This window comes from Microbacterium sp. 2RAF4, assembly GCF_052115285.1.
GTDB classification, from domain to species: domain Bacteria; phylum Actinomycetota; class Actinomycetes; order Actinomycetales; family Microbacteriaceae; genus Microbacterium; species Microbacterium oxydans.
The window spans coordinates 131,940-146,063 of record NZ_JBFRGI010000004.1 but is presented as its reverse complement, the minus strand read 5'-3'; the positions used below and the strand labels follow the sequence as shown (position 1 = coordinate 146,063).

Sequence of the window (14,124 nt, the reverse complement as noted above, 5' to 3'; positions counted from 1 at the left end):
GGTGGACGCCGAGACCACAGCACGAGCAAGCAAGGAGACGATCATGAAGCGAGTTGCAGTCCTTTTGTCCGGCGGGCTGGATTCCACGACTGCTGCCGCTCTGGCGCACGAGGAAGGCTCTCTGGCCATGACCATCTCCGTGAACTACGGCCAGCGTCATGCTCGCGAACTGGATGCCGCGCGCGCAGTCTCGGAATACTACGGTGCTGATCATTTCGAGATCGACCTTCGCGGTTGGGGGGCGTTGTTGACGGGTTCCGCGCTCACCGACGCGACCGTCGATGTGCCCAGCGGCGCCTACGAGTCGGACAACATGGCGCTCACCGTGGTTCCGAATCGAAATGCGACCCTTCTGATGGCCGCTGTTGGAGTCGCGCAGTCCCGCGGAGCGACAGAGGTATGGACCGCCGTGCACGCCGGCGATCACGAGCTCTATGCGGATTGTCGACCCGAGTTCATTGAGGCGATCGCGCTCGCCGCCGAACGCGGAACCGGCGACGCGGTCACCGTCAAGGGCCCGTTCGTCTTCGAATCGAAGGCGGACATCGTGAATGCCGCGATCCGAACGAACGCTCCGCTGCATCTCACGTGGTCCTGCTATCGCGGAGGTGAGAAGCACTGCGGAGAGTGCGGCACCTGCTATGAACGCCGCTCCTCATTCGCCGAGGTCGGAGCCGCGGATCCGACCGAGTATGAGAGCTGAGGAGAGATCAATGAAGGCCACGATCAGCAAAGACTTCGATTTCGCGGCTTCCCATCGTTTGGAAGGCCTGCGCGAGGGCCACCAATGCAGCCGGATCCATGGCCACAACTACGTCGTGCGGGTCACAGTGGTCGGGGACGTCGTCGAACCCGGCTTCGTGATCGACTACGGCGACTTCGCGCCGATCAAGGCATGGCTTGACGACACTCTCGACCACCGCCATCTCAACGACGTCATCGACATGAATCCGACCGCCGAACACCTCGCCGCGCTGCTGGCCGAAACCGCGTACTCCGTTTTCGCCGATGCCGGGTACCGCAACGTGGACGCCGTGACCGTGTCCGTCTCCGAAACCCCCAAGACCTGGGCGAGTGTGACGATACCGGCCGACGCGGCGCAGATCGCGGGAGGTCGGACGTGATGACGGGGCTCCGGCTTGCCTCCTCGCCTCGCCGCTCCGGCGGTGCGAGGACCCTGCCGATCGTCGAAGTGTTCGGCCCCACGCTGCAGGGAGAAGGCCCGGCCTCCGGAGAACTCAGTGCCTTTCTGAGACTGGGCGGATGCAATCTGGCCTGCACCTGGTGCGACTCGGCGTACACCTGGGACGGAGGACGATACGACCTCCGGATGGAGATCTCCCATCTGAGTCCCTTGGAGATCCTTCCTCTCGTTCCGGATGTGCGCAACTGCGTCGTCACCGGCGGAGAGCCCCTGCTCTACCAAGACCGAGCGGAGTTCGTCGAGGTGCTGCAGATGATGCGCGCCCGCGGCCAGAGGATCCATGTCGAGACCAACGGAACGATCTCACCCAACCCGCAGGTGCTCGACCTGGTGGATCTCTTCGTGGTCTCGCCGAAGCTCGCCCACGCCCGTGCTCAGAAAAGCCGGACGACGCCGGCTTTGCATCCGGGTTGGCGTGAGGCCCGTGAGATGGCGGAAGTCCACCTGAAGGTCGTCGTGATGTCGCGAGACGATGTCCGAGAGACAGCCCGACTGGCGCAGACCTTCGGATGGAATCCCCATCGGGTCTGGGTCATGCCGGAGGGAACCGACATCGAGACCCTCGCGAGGCGCTGGCCCGAGGTCTGCGATTGGGCGATCGAAGCGGGGCTGAACGTCAGCCACAGGCTGCATGTCCTCGCGTGGGGAGACGAACGTGGAAAGTAGAACCGACGTGAATGCTGTGAGCGTGCCCGCCGTGAACACCCGGGAGATCGATCCGGAGGCTGCGATCAGCGCGGTCCGCTCCTTCATGGCCTCCATGGGATTCGATGAGGGCGCGCACACCGCCGAAACGCCTGAGCGAGTCTTCAGAGCGTGGATGAAACGAACAGAGGGCTATGACGCGAATCCCGCGGACATTCTCTCGACGAGATTCCCCGTCGAGGGCGACCCGGGTCTGGTGATCCTCTCCGGGCTGCGGTTTGCCTCTACCTGCGCTCATCACCTGCTCCCGATCGAGGGCGTCGCGACGGTGGCTTACCGTCCAGATCGAGCGCGGGGAGAGGTCGTCGGTCTCTCGAAGCTGGCGAGGCTCCTCCGGGTCTACGCATCGCGGCTGCAGGTTCAAGAGACCCTCGGACGTCAAACCGTCGACGCGCTCATATCCCACCTGTCCCCCATCGGAGCTGGCGTGGCGATCACAGCTCGTCACGGGTGCATGTCGTTGCGCGGGATCGATGAGCAGGGTGCCGCCACCACGACACTGTCGGTGGGTGGAGCATGGACCTCGGAGCACCCCGACGTCGCTCATCTGATGGAAGAGCACGCCAAGCGATCGTGAGACCGGCCGGCGCGCTCACCCCGCATCCGACGGCCCGGCGAATGCTGGCACTGGATAGCTCTCACCGTGCGCGACGATCTCGCGATGCAGCGCGGTGCCGGGCTCGACGGATGCCAGGACTTCAGGCGGGACGCGCCCGTTGAGTGCCTCACCGAACGACTCCTCACGTCGCGTGAAATGGTCGCTGTAGAGTCCGAAAACCTCTTCATCCATCCCTGCGTCATCGAAGGCCACCTCGTGCTCGTCGGCGACGGCCATCGTGTGCGCGGTCGCCAGCTGCGGGGCGCCCTGGGCAGGGGCCTCATACGACAGCGGCCGCTCAGGAGCCCAGACCGCGGGCAACGTGTCTTCGTCTCGGAGGATGGCGCGGCCTATGGCATCGCCGATGACAGGCGCCATCGTGAGCCCGTCGCGGAATGTTCCGCTGGCCATCCACAACCCGGCGATCGATGTCTCGCCGATGGTCGGCAACAGGTCGGCCGAAATAGGACGGTTGCCCGCCCGCAGCTCCGATACGCTCGCGTGCGCGAGCTCCTTGTTGATCTGTGTTCTGGACCAGGCAGACAGCGCCTCAACGTCGCTCATGCTCGGCCGCGCCCAGGGCATCGTGAGAATGTTGTTCGTCGCACCGATGTAGAGCTTGTTCGGCCCGCTCGGCAAGACGTGGAGTCCGCAGGCGAAGGCCCGATTCGGAGTACGGATGCACGAGACGAGGGCCGCCGAGACTTCGCTCGTCACGACGAGTGCCGAACCTGCGCCGAACAGCGTCGGCGGGACGCGGCGACGCACGTCGAACGGGAGAATGGCGCGCGAACTGACTCCGGCGGCGATGATCACCGCTTCGGCTCTCCATACCTGCTTAGTATTGTCTATGACGCCGATGAGCTTGTCATCTTCGGTCAGCGGCCGCGCAAGCGCATCGTGGAGATGAACCTGCGGCGAGGCGGAGAGCGTGCGCTTCTGCCATTCGTGGAGAGCGGCCGAGTCGAGGGTGAATTCGTCACGGATGTACAGGGCCCGGGAGGCACGGGCACCCGGTCGCGGAGCGAACCCGGGTATCTCATCCGGATCGACGGATTCGTAGCTCACGTCGTCGGCGTCGAGTTGCTGCACGATCGCCCGATAATTCCGGTCTTCGATCGTTCCCGACACGGAATTCGAGATCAGAAACGAACCTGTTCCACTGATCAGCGGCCGTCCGTCGACCCTGACGCCGTCGAGTTCATGGGCCCACGCTTCGCGCGCCTCACGAAGAAGAGAATGCCGAAGCGCGTGATCATGGCGTTCGATCGACTCTGCAGTCGTCTCAGACCAGGGAGCGACCATGGCTCCCGCGGCGAGCGAGGCAGACGGCACCGACGCCCGACCCATGAAGACATGAATCTCGACCGAGCCGTCCAATCGCGCGAGAGCACGGGCGATCTCCAGCGAGATCGCGCCTGCTCCGATCACAACGATACTCGATGCCATCGGCAGCTCCAGAGCTCTCAGATCATTCGTCACCGGGTCGTGTTCGACGATATCGAAGCGCACCCTGCTTCGGAAGGCGCAGAAATGTCAGGTGAGGGCGTCGGACTCCTCTGGCTGAGCGAATGTACGACTTCTCGCGACCGCGCGAACGCCAACATAGAACGCGAGCGGCACGATCGTCGCCCATAGGATCTTCCCCACCATCTGACCGACGATGCTCTCGAACATGAGAGGGAACCCGGCGATCCAGAGGAACAGCACGGTGTCCACCGGTGCCGACACGCAGTTGGAGACGAGCGCAGCGCGAACGAAGCCACGCGGGCGGATCCACAGGAACACGAGCATGTCGGCAACTTCTGCGACGAGGAATGCGACGGCCGACGCCATCGCCAGTGCCGGCGTCGCGAGAAACCACGACAGTGCGAGTCCGATCGTTATTCCGGCCAGGACGCCCCGGACACCGAGGTAGGTGTGGACGAAGTCACGGGAGAGGAGCGCGAAGCCAGCCGCGTATGTTCCCGCCGAGACGAGAAGGCCGAATCCTACGGGGACCAGGCCGATATTGGCCGAGAGGATGTTCGCGACGAGTATCGCACCGATGTACACAGTGAGGGCGAGCGCGCCGTACATGCGGCGGCGGAGATCACGGACTTCAGACTTCACGTCTGCTCCTCCTCGTCGGGGGCTCGCCAGGGTGGCGGTGATATGGTCACCGACTCTAGTTCAGGACCGTCTGCCGAGTAGTCGACTGCCGCCCGACTTTTCCGCGAACTCCTATCAGCGCACGGGAGCGCTGCTGCGCCCGTGCGTGCGCCCGCTGAGCTCGCGGCGTCGAGAGTCTCCTGCGCGAGGCGCATCTGCTCGGCGTGCTGGGCTGCTGCAGGCGCTGCCACGCCACGTCTTCCGGCACGTCTTGGGCGTGGCTCACGACCCACCAGATGTTCCCGAACGGATCCTTGATGCGCCCACCGCGCTGGCCGAAGAAGTCGACCGCGTTGCGGACCTGGTCGAGGTCGATCGGCGCGACCCGGGTGTAGCGGTTGCGCTGCATCTCGCGCACGCTCACCGAGGTCGTCGGACAGGATCGACGAGGCTGTGGTCGGCCAGTCTGTCGAGAGCGTGACGGATCGGAGTCTTCGAGGTTCCGAGGCGCTCGGCGAGCTCGTAATCGCGCAGCCGCTCGCCGGGACGCAGCTCGCCGCTGATGATCGCGTCCAGCAGCCGGTTGTAGGCCTCATCGCTCATCGACCTGCGCTCGAGGGGCTGACGGCATGGGGCGAGCAACACCAGGTGATGCTGTATCTGACGTCCATCGTCGTCGGTGCCACCATCGGCCTGTGGGCACCTGCGAGTGCTCCGTGGTGGGAGTCGGCGATCACCCCCGTCCTGGGACTCCTGCTGTACGCGACGTTCCTGAGCGTGCCGTTCTCACGCCTCGGGCGGGCCTTCACCGAGTGGCGCTTCCTCGGGACGCTGCTGATCGCGAACTTCGTGGTGGTGCCCCTAGTGGTGTTCGGCCTGAGCAGGTTCGTCGCGGCCGACGAGGCCGTGCTCCTCGGAGTGCTGCTCGTGCTGCTCACTCCCTGCGTGGACTACGTGATCGTATTCACCGGCCTCGCGGGTGGCGACCGCGCCCGGTTGCTGGCGGCGACTCCGCTGCTCATGCTGGTGCAGATCCTCCTGCTCCCCGTCTACGTCTCCCTCATCATGGGGCCGAGCGTTCTGCGCTCGTTCGATGCCCGTCCTTTCGTCGACGCGTTCCTCCTCCTGATCGTGCTGCCTCTCGGGCTGGCCGCGCTGACACAGCTGACGGCGAGGAGACACGCGTTCGCTCGGGCCTTCGAGCGGGGATCGGCAGCGGGGACGGTACCGCTCATGATGCTCACCCTGTTCACCGTCGTCGCCTCGCAGGTGGCGGACCTCGGCGACGCGTGGAGCGGTGTGCTCCTGACGGTCCCGATCTTCTTGGGATTCGCCGTGGTCGTCGGGCCGCTCGGAGCCCTGGCGGCACGCGTCGCACGACTCGATGCGCCGGGGCGGCGTGCCGTGGTGTTCAGCGCCGTCACCCGCAACTCGCTCGTGGTGCTGCCGTTGGCGCTGGCTCTTCCGAGCGCCTTCGCGATCACCCCGCTCGTCGTCGTGACGCAGACGATGGTCGAGCTGATCGTCTTGGTCGCGATGGTGGCGCTGGTCCCGCGCCTGGTCCGGGGCGACTGACCGCTCTCCACTCGCAGCCGATATCCCGCCCGTATCGAAAACGCCATACGCTCCGGCAACCGCCTCTGCCGTGGGCTGGACGCATGAACGATCTCGCTCCACCCTCCGCGGCACCTGCGGCCCCGACACCCTCTCGTCGTATCGCGTCGCTCGACGTCATCCGCGGCGTCGCCATCATCGGCACCCTCGCGAGCAACATCTGGCTGTTCCGCGCGTTCTTCGGCGAACGGATCATCGACATCTGGTGGGACGACCTGCTGTCGGCCGCGTCGAACGGCAAGTTCCTCGGGCTCCTGACGATCATGTTCGGCATCGGACTCGAGATCCAACGCCAGGCCGCTCTGCGCCGGGGAAGCCGGTGGCCCGGCACCTACCTCATCCGCACCGGACTGCTGTTCCTCGACGGAATGCTGAACTACATCTTCGTGGTGCAGTTCGACGTGCTGCGGGCCTACGCGATTCTCGGTTTCGTGGTCGCCTTCGTGCTGCTTCTGCCCGAGAAGCGCCAGTGGATCTTCATCGTTGTCGCACTGACCGCGCACGTCACTCTCATACTCATGCCGCTGTTCACCGCCGATGGCACCTTCATGCTCCCCGGGGTCGTGTTCCCCGGAGACGCGGGCGATTCGAGCGGCCAATCGGGGTACTGGGCGACGGTGCAGGCGAACGCGCTGACGGTGTTCTCCGACCTCACCATCGGCACTGACACCGGGTCCATCCTGTCTCTGGGGCTCGTGCTCTTCACACTGGGCGCGATCCTGTACCGTCACGGGCTGTTCGAAACGCGAGGGGCACGCCTGCGCAGATGGGTCATGATCATCGGACTCGGCATCGGTCTTCCGCTGGAGCTCACCTTCTTCCTCGCGCAGGACCAGGTCGGGCTCGACCGGTTCCTCTCTGCTCCCTTCGTCGCCTTCGGCATCCTCGCCCTGATGGCCGCGTTCTATCAGAGACACCGCATCGGGTTCGTCGGCCGACAGCTCTCCCTCGTCGGACGGATGGCGCTGAGCTGCTACGTGCTGCAGAACATCCTCGGGAGAGTCGCTCAGCAGGTGATCGGTCACTCGCCACTGTCGACGACGCTCGACCCGCTCGTGGGCACTCTGGTGATGTTCGCCGGCATCGCCGCCGCGGTGATCCTCTTCGCGAACCTCTGGTCCCGCCGGTTCCGGAAAGGACCGCTCGAGTACATCTGGGACGTCAGCTTCCGATTCCTCACTCGCAGGCGCTCGGCACCTCTGACCAACATTCCGTGATCAAACCGTTGCATTCGTTACCTCGCCGTTATACAGTGATCGCACGGTGAATGTTTGCTGTGGCATCCACCGCATGTGATTGCAGGACACTCTTGGTGCAAGGGACAAGGGCCGGTCGGGAGCCTCTCCGACCGGCCCTTTACTGTTCGCACTATTCTGTGAGGATGACCGATCGCAAGCTCGCCCTGGAGGCCTGGGAGAGCCTGTTCCGCGCGCAGCACGAGCTGTTCACCGAGATGATGGGCGACTTCGAGCACAGCGATATCGCGCAGGCCGAGTACGACGTGCTGCTCACCGTCACCCGCTCCCCCGACCTGACCGCGCGGCTGCGGGACATCACGGCGAACATGCTCATCAGTCAACCCAGCGTCTCGCGACTGGTCGACCGGATGGTCGCGCGCGGTCTCGTGGCGAAGTGCCCCGACCCCGACGACGGTCGCGGCGCACTGATCCGCGCGACGGACGAGGGGGCCCGGGCGTTCCGCTCGCTCGCCACGGTGCACGGACGCTCGATCGCCGAGCGCATGTCCCGCCTCGACGACGACGAGCTCCGCGCCCTGCGTGACCTCGCGGAGAAGCTCCGCAAAGGCTGACGTCCGACTCTCCTCCACAGCATCGCGGGGAGCGAGGACTCCTCTACGGTGACAGGAAGATGACGTCCGCCGCGGCGACGCCGAGCGCTTTTCTGGCAGGGTGGGGGCGAAGGCGCGCATCACGGCGCGTCCGAGACCGCCCCCTCGGGGGAACCAGGGAGGTCATCCATGGAGATCGCCGGAATCGTCGGCATCCTCGTCATCGTCGGAATCGCCGTCGTCGTCGCCGTCGTCCTACTGCTCGTCCTGCTGCTGTTCGCACGCAGCTGGATAAAGGTCGCTCGCGCCGACGAGGCACTCGTCATCTCGGGGCGCAAGCAGAAGGTGCAGACGGCCGTGCTCTCGGCCGACGGCTCGAGCAGGTCCGAGATGTCGGAGTCGCCGGTCACCGTGATCGTGAACGGCAAATCGCTCGTGAATCCGATCACGCAGCGTCACGAGATCATCTCGCTGCGTTCACGTCAGGTCTCCCTGAACGCCGAGGCGCAGTCGCTCGACAGCGTGACCCTGAACGTCGACGGTGTCGCGATCGTGAAGATCGGATCCGACCCGATCCTGGTCCGCCGCGCAGCCGAGCGATTCGCCTCGCAGGACAAGGCCATCGAGCAGTTCACCACGGAGCAGCTCGAAGGGGCGCTCCGCGGCATCGTCGCCACCCTGTCGGTCGTCGAGCTGATGCGCGAGCGCAAGAAGTTCTCGGACCAGATCGCGGCAGACGTCTCGCAGGAGCTCGCCGAGCAGGGCCTGATCCTCGACTCGTTCCAGATCAAGGGCATCACCGACAAGGTCGGCTACATCCAGTCCCTCGGTGCTCCTGAGATCCAGGCGAAGCGTCAGTCCGCCGAGATCTCGCAGACCAACGCCGACCGCGCGATCAACCAGAAGAACATCGCCAACCAGGAAGCCAACCTGATCGAGCAGACCGCGCTCGACACCAACACCGCCAATGCCGATTCCGGCATCGGCCGGGCGCGCGCCGAAGCCGAGCAGGCCGAGGCACTCGCCCGTGCGCAGGCCGAGCAGGCGGTGCTGCAGCAGCAGGCCGAGAACAAGCAGGCACAGCTCGACGCCGACGTGAAGCGCGTCGCCGACGCCCAGCGTTACGAGGCGGAGACCCGCGCTCAGGCCGAGCTCTACACACGCGAACGCTCGGCCGAAGCCGCCGCGATCGAGCAGGTCAAGCAGGCCGAGGCCCGCACGCGCATCGCCGAACAGCAGGCCCAGGCCGACAAGGCCCGCGCCGAGGGTGAAGCAGCAGCGGCGATCGCCAAGGCCAGCGGTGAGGCGAATGCCCTGCGAGCCCAGGCCGAGGCCGAAGCAGAAGCCCGCCGTCTCCGCGCCAGCGCCGAGGCCGACGCGATCCGCGCCGAGGGTGACGCCCGTGCTGCCGCTCTGGAGGCGGAGGCCAAGGCCATCGCCTCGAACCAGGACGCATTCCTCTCGCAGCGCGTCCTCGAGGTGCTGCCGTCGATCATGGCCGAGTTCTCGAAGGGCTATGCGGCCATCGGCAACGTGTCGATCATCGGCAGCTCCGGCGAAGACGGCGCATCCACCGTCGTGGGCGCCGACAGCGCCAAGGCACTCGCCTCGGTGTTCGACAGCGTCCACTCGGCCACGGGACTCGACCTGGCCGGCATCATCCAGGGTCAGGCCGTGGGCCGCGGCTTCGGCGCAGGAGTCGCAGAGGCTTCGGCAGCCGCGCCCGCTCCGCGCGTCTCGACGCCGACCACACCACCGCCGCCCGCGCCGCCGGCTCCTCCCGCGGAGTAGTCGGCGCATGACAGCGGATGCCGCGATCGATTCGGTCGCGGCATCCGTCGTTTCTCCGACCGGGCAGACTGGACGGATGATGCACGCGGTCTTCGACATCGCCACGATCGGTGCCGGCCTGTCGTTCGCCGGCGCCGTCGAGGAGCTCTCCGCCGCCCTCGATGCGAGTGCATCCGTGGTGGTGACCGCACCGCCCGGCACGGGTAAGACCACCCTCGTGCCTCCACTCCTCGCCTCCCGAACCCCCGGTCGCGTGCTCGTCACCCAACCGCGCCGGATCGCCGCACGCGCGGCCGCTCGCCGACTCGCGCAGCTCGACGGCTCGCCTCTCGGCGGACGCGTGGGATTCACCGTCCGCGGCGAGCGCTCCGCGGGAGCCGACACGAAAGTCGAGTTCGTCACGGCGGGGGTCCTGCTGCGACGGATGCTCGACGACCCGGGGCTAGACGGCATCGGCGCGGTCATCATCGACGAGGTGCACGAGCGCGCCATCGAGACCGACCTCCTCGTCGGTCTGCTCTCCGAGGTTCGCGAGCTGCGGGACGATCTGACGGTCGTGGCGATGTCGGCCACCCTGGACGCCGCCCGGATCGCCACCGTCATCGGCACAGACGAGTCCCCTGCGCCGATCGTCGACCACGCCGTCCCGGCCTTCCCCCTCACCGAGCGCTGGGCCCCGAGCCCCGTGCCCCGCCTCGACGAACGGGGAGTCACGCGCGGGTTCCTCGACCACGTCGCGAGCGTCACCGCATCCGCAGCCGCCGAGCTGGTCCGCGAAGACCCGGAAGCCGATGTGCTGGTCTTCGCCCCCGGCGCTGGTGAGGTGTCGGAGATCGCGCGACGCGTCCGCTCCCTGAACGACGCCTTCGACGTGCGCGAGTTGCACGGGCGGATCGCCCCGGCGGAACAGGACGCCGTGATCCGCGGTCGCGCGCCGCGCGAGGCCCCCCGCATCATCGTCACCACCTCCCTCGCCGAGTCATCTCTCACGGTGCCGGGTGTACGGCTGGTCGTGGACAGCTGCCTGTCGCGGCAGCCCCAGCGTGACGCCGCCCGTGGCATGACGGGTCTGGTCACCACCCCGGCTTCACGCTCCTCGTGCGTGCAGCGTGCCGGACGCGCCACCCGGCAAGGTCCAGGCGCCGTGATCCGCTGCGTCGACGAGCGCACCTACGCCGCGGCTCCCGCTCGTCCGTCGCCCGAGATCGCCACGGCCGACCTCGCCGACGCCGCCCTCCTCCTCGCCTGCTGGGGCGCACCGGGTGGCGCGGGTCTGCGCATGATCGAACCGCTGCGAGCCGACAGCCTCACCGACGCCGTCGCCGTGCTCCGCGGACTCGGCGCGATCGACGACGACGGTCGCGCCACAGCAGCAGGCCGGATGCTGGCACGTATACCGACCGATCCCCGACTGGCCAGGGCGCTGCGGGACGGCAGCCCGGTGGTCGGCAGCCGACTCGCCGCCGAGGTCGTCGCGCTTCTGAGCGGAGACCAGCGCGTCCCGGACGCCGACGTCGCCCACGCTCTCATCGCACTGCGCGGGGGCCGGACCCGCGACGCTCGCCGCTGGCACGAGGACGCGCGTCGGCTGGAGCGCATGGTCGCCCCGGCGCCCGACACGCGTTCGGGTCTCGAGGGGGTGGGTCTCGTGATCGCGCTGGCCTTCCCTGACCGTGTCGCCCACCGCGTCGAGCGCTCGGAGTCGGGCGCGACCTTCCTGCTGGCTTCGGGCACGCGGGCAGGGATCGCTGGTCCGCTCGCCGCCGTGGAGTGGCTGGCCGTGGCCGACGTCACCCGGGCATCATCGCGGGCGGCGGCGGGCTCCGGCGCTGTCATCCGATCGGCGGCGGTGCTGACGGAGGGGCAGATGGAGAGCGCGGCCAGCCACCTGATGACCGACCGCGTCGAGGCCGAGTTCGTCGGAGGTCGCGTGCAGGCCCGCCGTGAGCGCCGGATCGGGGCGATCGTTCGCTCATCGGTGCCGGTGCGGGCGGCGGCGTCGGAAGGCCGGGATGCAGTGGAGCGGGCGGTCCGACGCGACGGACTCGGCATGTTCACCTGGTCCGAGAGTGCGGATGCCCTGCGCCGCCGACTCGCGCTGCTGCGGAGGGAACTCGGCGCCCCCTGGCCCGACGTGTCGGACGCGGGCCTGCTCGAATCGCTCGACACGTGGCTGGCGACGGAGCTCGATGCCCTCGCGTCCGGCGCCCCCGCCAGCCGGCTGGATCTCACGTCCGCCCTTCGCCGTCTGCTGCCGTGGCCCGAAGCCGTGCACCTGGATGCGCTCGCCCCGGAACGGCTCGCCGTGCCCAGCGGGTCCCGCGTGCGCATCACCTACCCGGAGCCCGACGGCGACGCGACCGCACGCCCCGTCGTGGCGGTGAAGCTGCAGGAGTGCTTCGGCTGGGCGGAGACGCCGCGGGTGGTGGACGGACGCGTTCCCGTGCTCTTCCACCTGCTGTCCCCCGCGGGGCGGCCGCTCGCTGTCACAGACGACCTCGCCTCCTTCTGGTCCGGCCCGTACGCCCAGGTGCGCGCCGAGATGCGCGGCCGCTACCCCCGGCACCCGTGGCCCGAAGATCCCTGGGCCGCGACGCCGACCAAGCACACCAAGAACCGCGCCGCTCGCTGACCGACTCTGCTCAGGCGGCCGTGCACAACTCCTCAAAAGCACGGCGCTGTACCGCAGAGACCGCTCTGATCCCGAGTTCCGAGGGCCTTTCTGAGGAGTTGTTCACCGGGGTCACGGCTCAGCGCGTACGCCGCCGCAGCGTGAGGGCGGCAAGCACCAGGGCACCGACGGCGAACGCCACGACGATGAGCAGCGGACCGAACACGTCCGCGCCCTCGTCTCCCGCCGCGACCGCGTTGATCGTGTCGATCGCATAGCTGAGCGGCAACCAGTCGGAGATGGCGTGCAGCACATCGGGCATCTGGTCTCGGGGCATGAACAGACCGCCGAGGATGATCTGGGGGAACACCAGCAGCGGCATGAACTGCACGGCCTGGAACTCGGTCTGGGCGAACGCGCTCGCCAGCAGCCCCAGCGCCGTGCCGAGCAGGGCATCGACCACCGCGACGAGGCCGAGCTGCCACAGCGGCCCGTCGACGTCGAGGCCGCACACCGCGACCGCGAACGACACCGTGACCACCGCCTGCAGCAGAGCCATCAGCCCGAACGCGAGTGCGTAGCCGAGGATGAAGTCGGCCTTCTCGAGCGGCGTGGTCATCAGCCGTTCGAGCGTGCCGGAACGGCGCTCGCGCAGAGTGGTGATCGAGGTGATGAGGAACATCACGATGAACGGGAACAGCGCCAGGATCGCCCCGCCGAACTGGTCGAACACACCGTCCTGCTCGCTGAACAGCCAGGCGAAGAGACCGACGAGCAGGCTCGGGGCGATGAGCATCAGGGCGATCGACCGCGGGTCGTGCCGCAGCTGCGTGAGCACGCGCCCGGCCGTCGCGAACAGACGACGGCCGTTCATTCTTCGACCTCCTCATGCCGCTCGTGCGCTTCTCGCCGCGCCCGCCGGGTGGTCGCGGTGCCGGCCGCCCTGTCGCGTTCGATCAGAGCGAGGAACGCGGCTTCGGCGTCGCTCGTGCCGGTGTCGGCGAGCAGCGACGACGGAGTCGTGTCGGCGATGATCCGCCCTTCCCGCATCAGCAGCAGCCGATCGCAGCGCACAGCCTCGTCCATCACGTGGCTCGAGACGATGAGTGTGACTCCCCGGTCGGCAAGGCGGCGGAACAGGCTCCACAGCTCGGCACGCAGTACAGGGTCGAGGCCGACCGTCGGCTCATCCAGCACGATGAGCTCGGGGGCGCCGATCAACGCCACCGCGAGCGACACCCGCGTCGCCTGGCCGCCGCTCAGCGAATCGACGAGCTGCGCCGCCTGCGCGCCGAGACCGACCTCCTGGATGACCCGGTCGACATCGCCCTTAGGCGCCTTCAGGAGCGAGGCGAAGTAGGTGAGATTCTGCCGCACGCTGAGATCGCCGTAGACCGAGGCGCCCTGCGTGCCGTACGCGACACGATGCCGCAGTTGGCGGGAACCGCCCGGCTCACCGAGAACGGTCACGTCGCCCGACGCGATCCGCTGCACACCGACGATCGACCGCATGAGCGTGGTCTTGCCGCACCCCGAGGGACCCAGCAGCCCCGTGATCTGGCCGCGGGGCACGGCGAGGTCGATGCCGTCGAACACGTGCACGGCTCCGCGCCGCACGCGCAGCTGCGTGATCTCCACTGCGGCATTATTCATCATGCGATGAATTATGCGCCTCCCGATCGACGGCGTCAACGGGTTCTCCCGAGCGCAGTAGAAGGTGG

General features: G+C 67.6%; 15 protein-coding genes. 9 read left to right on the top strand and 6 right to left on the bottom strand.

Going from position 1 to position 14,124, the window contains the following annotated elements:
* The first annotated feature begins 1 nt into the window (after position 1).
* From queC to folE, 4 genes are read left to right on the top strand one after another with little or no spacing between them, the layout of a single operon-like run.
* Positions 2-703, top strand: a complete 702-nt coding sequence (queC, locus tag AB4070_RS16270) for a 7-cyano-7-deazaguanine synthase QueC (protein ID WP_441981015.1) — start codon at positions 2-4, stop codon at positions 701-703.
* Positions 704-713: 10 nt separating this feature from the next.
* Positions 714-1,124, top strand: a complete 411-nt coding sequence (locus tag AB4070_RS16265; RefSeq protein ID WP_441981014.1) for a 6-pyruvoyl trahydropterin synthase family protein — start codon at positions 714-716, stop codon at positions 1,122-1,124.
* Positions 1,124-1,870: a 7-carboxy-7-deazaguanine synthase QueE gene (locus AB4070_RS16260; RefSeq protein ID WP_441981013.1), complete on the top strand. Its 747-nt coding sequence runs from the start codon at positions 1,124-1,126 to the stop codon at positions 1,868-1,870. Before AB4070_RS16265 ends, AB4070_RS16260 begins: the two co-directional genes overlap by 1 nt.
* Before the next feature lie 22 nt (positions 1,871-1,892).
* A complete protein-coding gene (folE, locus tag AB4070_RS16255; RefSeq protein WP_441981012.1) occupies positions 1,893-2,486 on the top strand; it encodes a GTP cyclohydrolase I in 594 nt (197 codons plus the stop codon).
* Positions 2,487-2,501: 15 nt separating this feature from the next.
* Here folE and AB4070_RS16250 read toward each other — a convergent pair whose 3' ends face one another.
* From AB4070_RS16250 to AB4070_RS16235, 4 genes are all read right to left on the bottom strand, one after another.
* Positions 2,502-3,956: an NAD(P)/FAD-dependent oxidoreductase gene (locus AB4070_RS16250; RefSeq protein WP_441981011.1), complete on the bottom strand. Its 1,455-nt coding sequence runs from the start codon at positions 3,954-3,956 to the stop codon at positions 2,502-2,504.
* Positions 3,957-4,043: 87 nt separating this feature from the next.
* The gene (locus AB4070_RS16245) at positions 4,044-4,619 is read right to left on the bottom strand and encodes a VUT family protein (protein ID WP_441981010.1); all 576 of its coding nucleotides are present in this window, start codon (positions 4,617-4,619) and stop codon (positions 4,044-4,046) included.
* A gap of 55 nt (positions 4,620-4,674) precedes the next feature.
* The gene (locus tag AB4070_RS16240; RefSeq protein ID WP_441981009.1) at positions 4,675-5,022 is read right to left on the bottom strand and encodes a hypothetical protein; all 348 of its coding nucleotides are present in this window, start codon (positions 5,020-5,022) and stop codon (positions 4,675-4,677) included.
* Positions 5,019-5,243, bottom strand: a complete 225-nt coding sequence (locus AB4070_RS16235; protein ID WP_441981008.1) for a GntR family transcriptional regulator — start codon at positions 5,241-5,243, stop codon at positions 5,019-5,021. The genes AB4070_RS16240 and AB4070_RS16235 overlap by 4 nt, the downstream gene beginning before the upstream one ends.
* 6 nt (positions 5,244-5,249) lie before the next feature.
* On the opposite strand from AB4070_RS16235, the gene AB4070_RS16230 reads away from it, so the two are divergent.
* The 5 genes from AB4070_RS16230 to hrpB all read left to right on the top strand — a co-directional run bounded on the left by AB4070_RS16230 (position 5,250) and on the right by hrpB (position 12,424).
* On the top strand, positions 5,250-6,173 hold the full coding sequence (locus tag AB4070_RS16230; RefSeq protein ID WP_441981125.1) for an arsenic resistance protein: 924 nt from the start codon (positions 5,250-5,252) through the stop codon (positions 6,171-6,173).
* Positions 6,174-6,256: 83 nt separating this feature from the next.
* Positions 6,257-7,429 (top strand): DUF418 domain-containing protein, encoded by a 1,173-nt coding sequence (locus AB4070_RS16225; RefSeq protein ID WP_441981007.1) that lies wholly within the window; start codon positions 6,257-6,259, stop codon positions 7,427-7,429.
* Between the two features lie 164 nt (positions 7,430-7,593).
* Positions 7,594-8,022, top strand: coding sequence for a MarR family winged helix-turn-helix transcriptional regulator (locus tag AB4070_RS16220; RefSeq protein WP_045264204.1), 429 nt, complete (start codon positions 7,594-7,596; stop codon positions 8,020-8,022).
* A 168-nt stretch (positions 8,023-8,190) separates the two neighbouring features.
* Positions 8,191-9,792 carry an SPFH domain-containing protein gene (locus tag AB4070_RS16215; RefSeq protein WP_441981006.1) on the top strand — a complete coding sequence of 534 codons (1,602 nt, stop codon included), beginning with the start codon at positions 8,191-8,193 and terminating at the stop codon, positions 9,790-9,792.
* Positions 9,793-9,868: 76 nt separating this feature from the next.
* The gene (gene hrpB / locus AB4070_RS16210; RefSeq protein WP_441981124.1) at positions 9,869-12,424 is read left to right on the top strand and encodes an ATP-dependent helicase HrpB; all 2,556 of its coding nucleotides are present in this window, start codon (positions 9,869-9,871) and stop codon (positions 12,422-12,424) included.
* Between the two features lie 118 nt (positions 12,425-12,542).
* Here hrpB and AB4070_RS16205 read toward each other — a convergent pair whose 3' ends face one another.
* Together AB4070_RS16205 and AB4070_RS16200 are read right to left on the bottom strand one after the other, a co-directional pair.
* Positions 12,543-13,277: an ABC transporter permease gene (locus tag AB4070_RS16205; RefSeq protein WP_441981005.1), complete on the bottom strand. Its 735-nt coding sequence runs from the start codon at positions 13,275-13,277 to the stop codon at positions 12,543-12,545.
* The gene (locus AB4070_RS16200; protein ID WP_441981004.1) at positions 13,274-14,059 is read right to left on the bottom strand and encodes an ABC transporter ATP-binding protein; all 786 of its coding nucleotides are present in this window, start codon (positions 14,057-14,059) and stop codon (positions 13,274-13,276) included. The genes AB4070_RS16205 and AB4070_RS16200 overlap by 4 nt, the downstream gene beginning before the upstream one ends.
* Positions 14,060-14,124: the final 65 nt, after the last annotated feature.